13 protein-coding genes and 1 riboswitch are annotated in these 13,055 nt (G+C 38.4%); of the genes, 5 read left to right on the forward strand and 8 right to left on the reverse strand.

Annotated features, from left to right (window positions below; genetic code table 11):
- Nucleotides 1-691 precede the first annotated feature (691 nt).
- Complete coding sequence (locus tag DHD80_RS19890) at nt 692-1,888, reverse strand: redoxin family protein (RefSeq protein WP_279347015.1); 1,197 nt, start codon at nt 1,886-1,888, stop codon at nt 692-694.
- On the opposite strand from DHD80_RS19890, the gene DHD80_RS08185 reads away from it, so the two are divergent.
- The gene (locus tag DHD80_RS08185) at nt 1,838-2,428 is read left to right on the forward strand and encodes a GNAT family N-acetyltransferase (RefSeq protein WP_251740706.1); all 591 of its coding nucleotides are present in this window, start codon (nt 1,838-1,840) and stop codon (nt 2,426-2,428) included. The genes DHD80_RS19890 and DHD80_RS08185 overlap by 51 nt on opposite strands.
- A 534-nt stretch (nt 2,429-2,962) precedes the next feature.
- A complete protein-coding gene (locus tag DHD80_RS08190; protein WP_251740674.1) occupies nt 2,963-3,277 on the forward strand; it encodes a hypothetical protein in 315 nt (104 codons plus the stop codon).
- A gap of 189 nt (nt 3,278-3,466) precedes the next feature.
- Here DHD80_RS08190 and DHD80_RS08195 read toward each other — a convergent pair whose 3' ends face one another.
- From DHD80_RS08195 to DHD80_RS08210, 4 genes are read right to left on the reverse strand one after another with little or no spacing between them, the layout of a single operon-like run.
- The gene (locus tag DHD80_RS08195) at nt 3,467-3,769 is read right to left on the reverse strand and encodes a Trm112 family protein (protein ID WP_251740675.1); all 303 of its coding nucleotides are present in this window, start codon (nt 3,767-3,769) and stop codon (nt 3,467-3,469) included.
- 3 nt (nt 3,770-3,772) lie between these two features.
- Nucleotides 3,773-4,399 carry a thiamine phosphate synthase gene (locus tag DHD80_RS08200; RefSeq protein ID WP_251740676.1) on the reverse strand — a complete coding sequence of 209 codons (627 nt, stop codon included), beginning with the start codon at nt 4,397-4,399 and terminating at the stop codon, nt 3,773-3,775.
- Complete coding sequence (locus DHD80_RS08205) at nt 4,396-5,451, reverse strand: AIR synthase family protein (protein WP_251740677.1); 1,056 nt, start codon at nt 5,449-5,451, stop codon at nt 4,396-4,398. Before DHD80_RS08205 ends, DHD80_RS08200 begins: the two co-directional genes overlap by 4 nt.
- Nucleotides 5,451-6,173 carry a class I SAM-dependent methyltransferase gene (locus DHD80_RS08210; RefSeq protein WP_347709963.1) on the reverse strand — a complete coding sequence of 241 codons (723 nt, stop codon included), beginning with the start codon at nt 6,171-6,173 and terminating at the stop codon, nt 5,451-5,453. Before DHD80_RS08210 ends, DHD80_RS08205 begins: the two co-directional genes overlap by 1 nt.
- Nucleotides 6,174-6,236: 63 nt before the next feature.
- Nucleotides 6,237-6,330, reverse strand: a riboswitch (TPP riboswitch).
- Between the two features lie 331 nt (nt 6,331-6,661).
- Here DHD80_RS08210 and DHD80_RS08215 point away from each other — a divergent pair.
- The 3 genes from DHD80_RS08215 to DHD80_RS08225 all read left to right on the forward strand — a co-directional run bounded on the left by DHD80_RS08215 (nt 6,662) and on the right by DHD80_RS08225 (nt 10,740).
- The gene (locus DHD80_RS08215) at nt 6,662-8,101 is read left to right on the forward strand and encodes an AMP-binding protein (RefSeq protein ID WP_251740679.1); all 1,440 of its coding nucleotides are present in this window, start codon (nt 6,662-6,664) and stop codon (nt 8,099-8,101) included.
- Nucleotides 8,077-9,192 (forward strand): DUF3419 family protein, encoded by a 1,116-nt coding sequence (locus DHD80_RS08220; protein ID WP_251740680.1) that lies wholly within the window; start codon nt 8,077-8,079, stop codon nt 9,190-9,192. Before DHD80_RS08215 ends, DHD80_RS08220 begins: the two co-directional genes overlap by 25 nt.
- A gap of 366 nt (nt 9,193-9,558) precedes the next feature.
- Nucleotides 9,559-10,740, forward strand: coding sequence for an aminoglycoside phosphotransferase family protein (locus DHD80_RS08225; protein WP_251740681.1), 1,182 nt, complete (start codon nt 9,559-9,561; stop codon nt 10,738-10,740).
- A 98-nt stretch (nt 10,741-10,838) separates the two neighbouring features.
- Here the strand turns inward: DHD80_RS08225 and DHD80_RS08230 are convergent, their stop codons facing one another.
- The 3 genes from DHD80_RS08230 to DHD80_RS08240 form a co-directional block, all read right to left on the reverse strand.
- Nucleotides 10,839-11,159, reverse strand: a complete 321-nt coding sequence (locus DHD80_RS08230; RefSeq protein WP_251740682.1) for a type II toxin-antitoxin system RelE/ParE family toxin — start codon at nt 11,157-11,159, stop codon at nt 10,839-10,841.
- Complete coding sequence (locus DHD80_RS08235; protein ID WP_251740683.1) at nt 11,150-11,392, reverse strand: hypothetical protein; 243 nt, start codon at nt 11,390-11,392, stop codon at nt 11,150-11,152. Before DHD80_RS08235 ends, DHD80_RS08230 begins: the two co-directional genes overlap by 10 nt.
- Nucleotides 11,393-11,688: 296 nt before the next feature.
- Nucleotides 11,689-12,771, reverse strand: a complete 1,083-nt coding sequence (locus DHD80_RS08240) for a hypothetical protein (RefSeq protein ID WP_251740684.1) — start codon at nt 12,769-12,771, stop codon at nt 11,689-11,691.
- Between the last annotated feature and the right edge of the window lie 284 nt (nt 12,772-13,055).

The raw sequence follows: 13,055 nt of genomic DNA on the forward strand, positions 1-13,055 counted from the left end.
TAAAATTACTGCCAAAACCAGTCTGTCTAAAAACCGTTTTAGATTAGTTGTATCAAACTAAAATAGATTTTGGAAGAGGATTGTAGGAAACCCTTCCAGTATATTGATATTTCCAAAATGGCCTTGAAATTTCACAGGAGGCCATTTCTTGAGATTTATTTTTCTCTTCTTGATTACCTTAAAGGATACAACTAAAAAACATCAAGATAATAATGTAATAAAAAACTTGAGCTTTCATAAGTTCAAGAAATTTAGTTAGTTACGATTTTTAAATCTAGGATAATTAATTGGGTGGTAAAAGGGGAAAAATCCCTTTTTTGATCTTTTTTAAACGTTATTTTGCGTAATTACAACAAGACGGGATATTTATAACGTGCTCATAGTTGCTGATTATATGCCGTTAATTCTATTGTGCAAATTTGTATCTATAGTAAAAAAACTTCCTTTTCATGCCAATTCAAAGCTTCCACAGCCGGAAACCAGGCATTTTTTTCCGGTAGGAGGATAGATTGGTTCTCAAACTGCGATAAGGTAAACTCGGAGTCTTTATAATTGACTAAGCCTGAAACTTTAACCCTATATTCTTCGGTGATGCTTATAAGGCCGCGGTCAAAAGCACGGTGTAGGGCAGGTGATAGAGCAATCTCATTTGTTTTGAAATCTAACCTAATTTTCCTTAGTACAGTAGGTTTTACTCCTGTAATTGCTTCTTCAGCATCTCAATTTCAGAGGGCCCCAATACATATTTCTTTAGAATATTTCCGCTTCCATCGGTGAGCATATGCCAGGGGATGCCAAAACTGTCCTGTCCTCGCAGGCGGCGTAAATTTTTCATCAAGCTGTCATTCGCTCTTATATGATACCCATCAAGTTGATAGTATTTCATCATTTCACGCCATTTTTCAGCTCGCTCATCCTCATCTATAGAAATGTAAAGCATCGTTATATCTTCTTTTTTCAGGAGCTTATGCAATTCAGGATAATACTTGAATTCCTTTTTACATGGCCCGCACCAGGTAGCCCAGATATCCACATAAACCTTTTTGGCGTTTAACTTACCTACTGCTTCTTGTAGTGAGTTAATAGTTTCAAAGCCATCCATAACGCGAACGGTTTCACTCATTTCCTCCTTTTGTTTCTCATGGAAACTATAAATAGGGATGATCTCAGATTCCACAAAATGGGTATATGGGCTGGAGGGATACTCATTTTTGAATTCTTCAAAAAGTGCTAGCAGTTCTTTTTCATAATTTTTATTGATGGCCTCGTATAATATATAAGCAGCATAATAATATTCCAGTATTTTGCCAGAAAGGTATTTTTTTGCCATCTCGATATTATGGGTATGAATTTTTCCCCGTTTCCCGATTTCCGATAATGCTTGCAGGTCGTAATCGCTATCTGTCGATTCTTTAAAACGTAAATAAGACTGTACGTAATAAAAAAACCATGGTGAGCGCATGAGTTTTTCTGATACCGGTGCTGTTTGGAAAGCATCTGCCCATAGGCCGGTGTATTGCTCTTCGTTCAAAATATTTTGTTCACGCTCTTCCAGGAGATAATTTAAAAATGCGATACTGGATTGCGCACCGGCATAGAAATAGGATCTATCAATGCTAACAAGGTTATAGAAATCTTCTGAGATTTTATTGGAGTCCAGCAGGGCCTTGTATTGCGCAAGTTCCTCTTCTATATCTTCCTTCAATTTTTGGCGGATTTCACTGGGGATGGAATCTTTAGCATAATCCCTGGCTATAATTTCAAAGTGACCGGTTAACATACTGCGATTCGCATTTTGATTGTACAGCTGCTGAGCCTTTGTATTGTTGCTTTCTATTTGGAATCCGTTTTCCTTACTTTTTGGTTTAATAGTAATAGTATATTCCATCCCTGGCTCGGCAATAAGAGTTCCGTAAAAGTCAAAGCCGGGAAAGATATTGAAGCTTTTACAAATAAGTTAGCAATCCGGATTAAACCGGAATTAACTAATAGTGAGCTGGAAAAATGCTATGAACTTTATTTAGCGGTAAAGAAGAATAATTTAGGACTCAACACCTTTAATTATCCCTATGCTTTATTTCAGCACATGAATGTGTCTATACCATGGGAATTCATCCTGGTATATCTAAAAGATATGGATATGCGTTTGGTGGGGGTGATGTTTTGCTATAAAAACTCCAATAATATTTATACCCCGGCTGTTGTAGGAATGGATTACGAATTCTCCAGGGAATATAATGTTTACCGGCAGCTTTTATATCAAACCATATTAAGAGCCAGAGAGGTGGGCAGTACAAGAATTGATTTTGGATTAACCGCCGGTTTTGAAAAGCGCAAAGTAGGGGCCAGGGTTTTACAAAAATGCGCCTACCTGCAGACCCGTGATAATTTTGCCCTGGAAGCCCTTGACTGGCTGCGGAATGATTGAAAACAAACCAACGTAATTAGTATTCCCTACAAACTAAAGCGATTTTGCAGAACGCTTAGCTATATCTAAGGCCGGGGTCAAACATAAAATCCATTGACGTGGATATTAAGCGATCTGGCTATGAGAAAAAAAGGTAAGAATTTAGAAGAAATAAAAAGTATCCCCGAACAAGAATTATATGCTTAATAAATGGGTCAGGGATAATTAAAAATCTCCGTTTTTGGCCCAAAGGCCAAAATGAAACCGGCGAAACCTGCCAGCCGGCAGGCTGGTACCCTTACGGCTTGCTTTGGGGATAGTCGGTTTCAAGAAATTTTTAATTTATCGTCAGGGAGTCAGAGATAACCGGTAGTTATTAACTCCATTTAAAAAGCTTAGAAAATATGCAATTAAACAAGTAAAGCCGCGGCAAGGATAGAGGAGCCAATCAATTAAAATTTACAGTTAATCAGTCCTAAACATCGATAAAATACAATATAACCTTGATAAAATGTATTTTTTACATATATTTATAGTCCTTTAACCCTACAGGTTATGTGTAGTTTAAAATTATTTAAAGAAGGTACGGGTATGGAGAAGATCATTGCCCAATCTTCTTATGCCAATTTGTGTAAACTTTTAAAATATAATCTGGTGTATATAGACGAAAATTGTAATGTTTTTCTTACTGTAAAGGGGCGGGTCGCCCAAAAAATTGGGCCGGCAAAATACTTAGAATTGGAAAATATAGAACGGGTCCTATTGAAGCGGAATGAAGCAAGAATTAAGATTACATATTTAGGGAATATTATATTATATCTGGCAGGGATAGTCTTTCTGGTATGGCTGTTATACTGGAAATTGTTATAGACCTTGCTTATTTTAAAAAAGCTCAACTCCTTCTTCATTTTTTTTCGTCTATGGATCCTGTTTAAAAAGGAAGTCGGGTAAATAACAACAAAACCGTTTACCATCTACTACCAAGCAGCTATCCTTCAATGGAATTTTTCAAAAACATTCGAAGCGGACCAGACTATCCAGGGTTAGGCAGGATCATTTTTAGGGTTTTGGTATTTTATTTTCAGAGGTTACTTCTTTTTGTATCAACCGGAAATTCTCAACCGATTTACCTTTAAGATGTTTCTGCCATCTCTCCAGTAAAGGTTTTTCCATTTCAAATTCACGATATTCATCCGGGTTCATAATGGGGATACCACTTACAATAGGGTAAATCCTTTGACAGTTTGAACAGGTTAAAATTCCTTCAAGAATGTTTTCATCCGCATCTGTAGTAATGACGGTTAATTCGATATCATGCTTATCAAACGGGCAACAAAGCTTCTGTACTGTTTTTTTTCGCATATTTTACAGGTTTAATTTTCTTCTATATTCCTGAATTGCTTTTTCAGGTATTTTTGCATTCATTACCCCAGAAACTACGGCAATTCCATCAAAATCCAGATCCCTAAGCAGTGCGAGGTTTTGTGGGGTTATACCTCCCGCCAGGAATACGGGTAATGAGTATTTTTTTGTGGTTTCCCGAATAGTATCGAAACTTACCAGTTCACAACTATTACTGGTGATTGAGGGGAATAAAGAACAAAAAGAGATATAATCCAGTTGATTTTTTGCCGCCCATTCTACATCTGAAAGGTCGTTATTGCAGGTTAAACCGATGATATATTCTTTAGAAATTTCACTTTTTATTTCTTTCCAGTTTTCCGGAATAGCATCAAAATGAACCCCATCCAGCGAAGTGTTTTTTAGAAGGTGCCAATGATTATTTATGAGTACCGGAACATTCTTCGCATGTCCTAGCGCACAAATTTTTTCTATGAATGCATGGCGATTTTGGGTCTCCTGAAAATTATCCCAAATCTGCAGGGCGACTATTTCCTCCCCGAGTACCTTTGCTATTTTGTCCAGAAGTACTGTTTCATCCATAGAGGGATCAATAATCAAATAGATTCCTTTCTTCTTGTTTTTCATCATTTCCATCCTGCATTCAGTGCTTTAAAATAGGCTTCCCAGTAAGGATCGTTTTCTACATAGTTGAGGCTGGTATGTTTATCATTTTGGACCAGGTTAATTCCTTCATTTTTGTTCGTAATCCGGCCCACCGTGGAACAGGGGATATTTTCCTTTTCCAAACCGGCAATGATCTCTTGCTCACTTCCCGCATTACAGGTAATTACCATAGCCCCGGCACCAATACAATATCGTGGATCCAGGGAAAACAGGGAACATACTTCCTTTTGCAGTTCTCCCACCGGAAGCTTTTCATCATAGATAAGGGCCCCATTGTTTGAAGCGATCGCCAGTTCATAGATGGCTCCCAATACACCGCCTTCGGTTACATCGTGCATGGCGGTTATTTTTTCATGGGATTTGGCACTTCCCACGGCTACCAAAGCATCTTTTAAAGAACTGGTGTCATAAAAGCTTTCACAGGCACGGTGGTAGTTTTCCATTCCCGCTTTATTTTGTACAGTTTTTGGAAAGCTCATGGCTAAAATTGCCGCTGATGAGATGGCACAGGATTTTGTCACCAGGATCACATCACCTTCCCGGGCGTATTTTGATAATTTTACTTTATCCTTTGGGACCACACTTATAAAGGTGCCTCCTCCGGCAATAGTAGAATTTTGCCCCTCTATAAAACCAGTATGGCCCCCGGTTATGGAAATACCCGTGTCCTGGCAGAATCGATGGATATGGTCCCAGTATACCTGGAAATCTTTTTTTGAGAATTTTTCGGGAAGGTTAAGCACAAACTGCCCGTACATGGGGGCAAACCCGGTTGTGGCCATATCATTGGCCATGAGCTGAACAGATAGCCAGGCTGATTCCTTTAAACCTAAGGTAGGAATGAGCGAAAGCGGATCGCTGGTTAATACCATAGCCATTTCGGAGGAAAGGTCGATTACGGATACATCTACTCCAAATTCAGGTCCGGTTTTAACTTCACTTCTTTGGTGACCGGTTTTTTCACTGATCACGTCCTTGAAAAAATCCAGGTTTATTTTGCCCAGGGTATCACTCATTAGGCTACATCATTAAATTTAACATATAGGCCAAAAAAATCCCCGACAGGCAAATTCCATTGCTGTACCGGAAACCAGTGGGGGAGACCTGTACATTTCCATTCAATAGTATAATTTCTTCCCCGGAGTGCCTTATTAATTATGCCGATGAGTTTTTCGGGAGTATAAAAGGTAGCGGTAACATAAAAAGGGTTCTTGCCAAAAACCTGCTGTATCCTTCTTCGGGCGACTTTCGGGGAATTTCGGTTCATCATTCCCATTATTATTCCATACTTACCAACTCTTGCTGCTTCCTGGATGACTTTTACCGGATCCTTGTAGTATTCAAAAGTGGTAACAAAAGCCAGTGAATCAAACGAATGGTCTTTAAAAGGCATATGGTGTGAATCTGCCATCACCAGGTCCCCGTTGAAAAGATGCAGGGCCTGGGAAAGCATAAAAGGGGAAATATCCCCACCTGTTGCTTCAATTCCTATTTCCTGCCACCATCGGGTAAACCGGGTCGTACCACATCCAAATTCCAACAAGCTTTTTACCCGGGGATCTGTAGCAACCAGATTTTCCATTATTCTCTTTTGCCATACCTCAGCCCGTTTATAACGACCTTCATACCACTGTTCATAAGTATCGGTATGTTCGCGGTTAAAAAACCATTCAGCCCTGTTTTGCCAGTTCTGCTGTTGTTTGGGAATTAGACCATGACCAGACTTTTCAATTTCCATTATACGTTGTTTTAAAATAAATGTATTTGGAAAATCCAGTGGAGATAAAACCGGGAATAAAATCCCTGTTTTAGTTTGCATCCCTACGTTGGCATTATCCAAATCAGGTTTCGGGTGTTTTCTCAGCCTTTATTTTAGGGCACCCCGTGCTTGTTGTTCTACAAAGCTACTTAAAATTTTAAATGTAGGATTTAAAGAGTATAATATTTTTTCAAAGGATTGTGATCCTTTTCGCAGAAGTATTGTTGAAATATTTAATGTGTGATCATTGTTGTGCCTTTTGCCTATTTAAAGACGCATATGACTACCCGCGTAAATTTTCTATCCAATTCAAACCAATTAACGAAGTTAGAGAAAAGAAAATCAGGATGCACTAAATTTTTCTTTATGCGATTTTATTATATGGAAAAGGGATCAACATTTTTGAGGACTTTAACCTTTAGAAGTCAAAAAATTCTACCTTAACTTTGTTACCCAGACTACTGTTTATGGCTTCAAACTTTTATTCAGGCATTTATCATCACCTCAGTGAAAATCCTGATAAGGTATTTCTCAAATGGCCGGCCAAATCGGACACTTACTCACAATTTTCAGGTAAGGCAATATTGGAAAAAGTTGCGTTTGTTTGTAAAGCCCTGGAAGATAAAAAAATCAGAATTGACGAAAAAGTATTTATCGGCGTTCCATTTTCCCCCGAGCTTGTTTTTGCTGTTTTAGGGATCATGGCCTATGGCGCTATCCCCGTTTTGCCACCGGCCGCTACTACCAAAATGGAATTATTCAAACAGCTCCTTCAGAAAAAAATTAAAGTAGTTTATTTTAAGAATCCTCCAATTTTTATCAAACTATTTTTAGCACTTTTTGGTATCAAGGCAATTTTCCAAAGCTCTAATTTCAAAAATATTACTGATTTTAAACCGACCTTGGTATCTGAAGATCAGGCGGCTTTAATTTCTTTCAGTTCTGGTTCTACCGGGAAACCCAGGGCGGTATATAGAAGCCACAAAATTTTAAATTCACAGCATCTGGCACTGAAAAAAAGTTTTCCACCCATGCCAGGGCAACAAGATTTTCCAATTTTTCCAAATATCCTGTTGCACAATTTATCATTGGGGATCGCTACAGTGATTCCGGAAATCCCCAATTTCGACATCAGACTTTTGGAGCCGCAAAAAGTGCTAAAACAAATCGTGGACGAGGATGTTGACAGTTTAACGGGGAATGTTTTTTATTTTAAAAAACTTCTGAAGCAGCTTCAACATACAGGCCAGATTTTACCGGGAGTGAAAGAAATAGGTATAGGCGGTTCCCCTGTGCCGGAATACCTACCCCAGCTTTTAAAAAGCTATTTTGTAAACGCCGTTATTTATATTATCTATGGCTCTACCCAGGCAGAACCTATTGCAGTAAGAACCGTTAGGGAGCACAAAAATCCTGCTCTTGGTTATTTCGTGGGCGCTGTACATCCCGATATTGAGCTTTGGATAGATTCTTCGCAAAAAATAAAAGCGGGAAAGTATAAGTTTCCCTCAGGACTTATATATGTAAAAGGCAAGCATGTAGTGTTGGAAAAAGATCAGGAATGGTTGAATACCGGGGATTATGGTTATTTAGATAGAAATTCTGACTTATATTTGACTGGAAGGCAGGGAAATGAAACCCAGGTGCAGGGTTACGGACACTATCAAATTGAAAATGTATTAAATAGCTTACCACAAATAAAACAAGTTGCGGCCATTGCCAATACAGAAACTTTTGATATTTTCTATGAAGGGGAGGTGAAACCTGCGACTATTCGGGAAAAGCTTAAAATGTTTCCGGTATCCATCATTGGTTCAATTAAGTCAATTAAAGAAATGCCCCTCGACAAACGCCACCATTCAAAAATACTATACCATAACCTATGCACACCGAATTTGAAAACGTAGATCTTGACCTAATACGGTACTCCCTGGTCTGGGAAGATGCACATACTTTATATAACGGGCTGGAGATAAAAGAAAACGACCGGCTGCTGGTGATCACTTCCGCGGGCTGCAATGTGTTGAATACCTTGCTTAAAAAACCTGCTGCGGTTACGGCAATAGACCTTAACCCGGAACAAAACCGGCTTTTGTTGTTTAAACAATATCTTATTGAAAATTACAATTATGAGATATACGCCGCGCTTATTGGTTTCTACGGAAGAAATGCCGTTCAAAAAGCCTGGATGGAGGTAGCTCCTGCTCTAGAACCTGAACTTAGGGCGCATGTAGAAGGGTTTTTCTTGAAAAATCCAGAGGGAATCATATCTTCCGGCAAGCTCGAAACCTATATTCACGGTTTTGTGCCCGGATTGCCTGAAACATTTCAGAAGAACTTGAAGAAGCTTATTTCGTTTGAAACCATTGGGGAACAGCAGGTGTTTTTTGCTGAAAAACTGGATAATTCACCATTTAAAGAACTCTTTATTGATTATTTCGATCAGCAGAATTTAAGCAAAGGCCGTGACCCCAGGTTATTTAAACACGTCAAAGAATCTGGGGGTAAAATTTTTTACTCCCGGCTGAAGGATTTTATCGGGAAGAATCTTTTAAAAAATAACTTTTACTTCCGATTTTTTATGTTTGGCCCACAAAATTTACCGGAAGAAATTTTACCGCCCTGCTACCAAAAGAAGAACTTTGAAATTTTAAAAAAACAACTTCCCAAATTAAATATTGTTACGGGAGAGGCCATAGAATACCTGTTGTCCCGGGAAGGGGAAGCCATAAACAAGGCAGGGCTTTCCAATATTTTTGAATATGTTGCAGAAGCGCAATTTGCCGAAGTTTGCCATAAACTTTTAAACCAACGCGAAAAACCAATCAGGATCATCTTTTGGAACCTTTTGCAATCACAGGGGAACAAGCATTGCCAGGATTCCCTTTTGGGAAACCTTTCTGAAAAGCTATCTGAAAAGGAAGCCTGTTTTTATTTTAAAAATGTAAAAGTGATGGAATCGGCCGCACTAAAGAAATCCGTCGATATTGAAAAATAAATATGCATTTCCGTTTTCTGTACTGAAAGTTCTTTTGTCTCCCTGATACCTTGGATAAAAAAAGATATAACGTAGGAAATTGATATATGGTGATTCCTTGCAGATTTATTGTCTTAAGAACAATGATAAAAATTAAATGAAGCTTTATCGACCAAAGGGAGTGTCTTATATATCTTAAAAATATGTCAATGATAACCTATTTCAGGGTCTCAATATTGCATTTACATAGAAATGAGATTCTGAAACTCCCGAACGGTCGGGACAGAATGACGTCATTAGAATAAAAATAAATTTATAAAAGTCAATAATCCAACTTCGCAGGGTCAAATGTTTTGGATGGCGGGTAAGGTTTGAAAAATGAATAACATGAAAACATCAAATTATTTTAGGCCTGGATTTATTGAAAAACTAATGCAGGACCATCAACCCGAAAATGAAATTAAAGTGCAAAGTGTTGGGCAATTCCACGTGGACAATTCTGCCAGTATCCTTTCGACTTTAAATGCAGGTAGCACCGGGCTGGAAATTGGCCATTTTGGGCTGGAAGTAAATTTTACAAAAAATAAAAAAAACTGCTCACGTAGAATGGTGATGAAGGTGAAGCCACATGGGGATGTGACCTCAACCATGCTCCTGGGGCTTGCCCAAATGAATGGGGAACCTCTAACTTCAGTTTATAAGCCATTTGCCAAACTCACCGGATTTCAGAATACCCATATAAGGGAATTGGAGGTGTATAAAAAACTTGGCATGCCCTTACAACCGGAGATTTTTGGACTAATGGAAGACCGTCAAAACAATATTTTTTTGGTGCTGATGGAGGCTCTGGAGGAGGTGGAATTACTGAATTCGGTAATGCAGCCGGAAAAATGGACAGAAGAATATATAAAAGAATCCCTTTCAGCAATCGCCAGTTGGCACGCTTCCAATATGGAGGCTCCTAAATCTTTAAACAAACAATACTGGAATGAGGACGTGCCTTCAAAAGAATATATGCTGAAGCTACAACCCTTATGGCGAGGCCTTCTCGATAATGCGGTAGAAAACCTTCCGAAAATTTATACCCCTGAAAATACCCAAAGGTTAAGGTGGGCTATTGAAAACATCTCTGAGTACTGGGATTTACTTGAAAAGCAGCCAAAAACCCTAATCCATAACGATTTTAATCCGCGGAATATGTGTTTTAAAAGCCTTGAAAATCCCCCAAAGTTATGCCTATACGATTGGGAATTGGCAACTTTTCACGTTCCCCACTATGATGTGGTGGAATTTTTGTCTTTCGTATTACCTCCACAACACTACCATCTTCGAACAGGATATATTGAATTTTACCGCCAGGAATTGAATAGGCTTACTGGCAATTACGGAAATGAGCAACTATTCAAAAAAGTTTTCTACTATGCCGCGCTGGATTTTGGGCTGCACAGGTTTGGGATGTATATGATGGCCCATAGTATTAGTCCGTATCCCTTTTTACCGCGGGTGATCCATAGCTATTTTGATACTTTAAAACAACTATCCCTAATAACTGGAAATTTAGGTAGTTAAGATTACTGATATGTGGGCTTAGGTTTTGTTTTTTGGTTTTCTAAAAAGATTGTTTTACTTCAATAATCGCAATTTTGGATGTGTTGGTATCATCCGGTTTACTGGGTTCTTTTTAATTTCGGTGGATATTGTCGAACATCGAAAACATCATTGATTTCAATCCGGTTTTCTTTTTGATTTATCCAATAAATGATTTTGTAATTCCTTTTGTAGAGAAGGTAACGGAACTCAACTTTTCGATTTTTTAAATATTCCTCAATTTGTCCAATTTTGGGTTGATGGGTCAATTTAAAGGGTTCTTCATAAATTCCGACAGCAAGTTTTTTTGCAGTCTGATATCCCACTTTCTTAAGATAATATTTAAAAATTCTATAGAGCTCGTCCTCGGCAAATCGCGTCCAATAGATTTCTAATCCCATTTATCAATTTTTATCTTTAAATCACTTGCTTTAATTATACGTCCATTTTTAGAATCCTCCATTGATTTGTCAATTCTATTATTGAATTCATCAATACTCATTTGCTCAAACTCATTATCTGTTGAAGATGTGTTTTCTTTTCGCAACAATTCTTCAAGTTTCGTAACTACTTCCTCGCTCTGTACCTTTAAGAATTCTTGCACGAATTCTATTTTTCTTGACTGTAAATCCATTTTTCAGCATTTATTCAAAGATACTGAATTATCAAATTGATCCATAATTTTAATTAATTGAGGATTTTTCAATATTGATAACAAATGGGATCTGGAACCTAAGATTTTTACCTTGGTGTCTTACTTGCTATAGAAGCGGGTTTCGGTAATGTGTATGTCTTCTATATCTAAAAATTCTCTGATCTTATTGCTTTACTTCTTTCTCTTTTCTCTGTAGCCGACTACTCCGAGCATTCAGTGAGTGCTAGGTCGGAACTGCTTTCCACAATTCCGGGTGAGGAGAAAATAAAATTTTTTTAGGAAATTTTTATTTGTTTTTCATACAGGGCATAATATGCCTTTTCGCATTCGATGCCATCGGTGAAATGCCGGGAATAATTATCAGTTTTCATCAGGCAAAAAATAGTGTCCTCATAAAGTTCCCGGAAGGAGAGCATGGCATAGGCACCGGAAAAATTCATTAAATTCATCTTCCGGTAATCGGGGTGAACCCCCGAAGATTTGGCTAGCATCGTGGGATTTTTAAGTTTTGGGTAGTCCTTTTTAAAAGATGGGGCGCCATTTATTTCCCCTTCCAGGCTTTTGTAATTAGGATGGCAAAAAGTAAGCGCCACCAGTTTTTTTGAAATGGTATCCTCAAACAAACTGGCGGTATAAGGGCAAAGTTTCTCCGCAAACTGCTGGTTGTACAACAACTTAAATTCTGCTAAACTTATATCTTTATATCCGGGATTCTGATTAAAAATAGCCTGTACAAGTTCAAAGATTTCTTCCTGATGATTTTGCCAGTTCTCCGGGTTCAGGGGGATAATCTTAAAAGGCAAATCCTGAATCTCCTTTACAAACCTTTGTTTATCGCGGTAGATCTTCCTAATCTCCCGGGCAGGGATGCGGCGGCTTTCATAGCTAAGGGAAATAGTGTAACCAAGATTTTCCAGCAAGCCTGGATAATATTTCGGGTTAACCGGTTCACGGTCGAACATTTTCCACGAAGGCATTTCCCCCAACCGAAGCCGGTAACGGTGAAAGGTGTTAAAATGCATGGGGCCGTTAATACTCGATTTTCCGAATTTTTTCGAATCGGCTTCCAGCAGTTCAAAAGCCCTTGAATTTAAAGAAAGGTTGTCCTTTGTTTCCCAATATCCAAAGTAAGCGATATTTCCATTTTTCGGAAAGATACCTACCAGGCGGATGTTATGATGATTAGTATAGATTATAATGTCGTGATCTTTGTTTTTCAGCTGAAAAAGATGCAGAACTTCCCGTTTGGTTTCTTCGGGACAAAATTCCAGTCCGCAGTAAATTTCCGCAGGGATCGAAAAAAAACTATCGGGTAAGGAAATCTCGTTTTTATAGAAAATACGTTCTATTTTTGGCATTCTTAACTGTTATTTTCGTCTAATATGCTAATTACGGAAAACGTGTTTAGTTTTTAGTGTTACATCGGGTATTTTGCCATCGCCCAGTATGACTTTAAGCTCCGGGCGACTTCAACATAAGTCCTGCTGAGACCCTGTCGAAGCCCATTTCTGTTACAGATCATGTTCCCACCCCATACCAAGTACAGTTTTCGACAAGCTAAGTACAGGCTAAAGTCGAGGTGTTTTTGTTAGCCCTTCGACTGCGTTCAGGGAGACAAAAGTAGGTGTTTGGGGTTCAAACG

This window comes from Gramella sp. AN32 (assembly GCF_023718305.1).
GTDB lineage: Bacteria > Bacteroidota > Bacteroidia > Flavobacteriales > Flavobacteriaceae > Christiangramia > Christiangramia antarctica.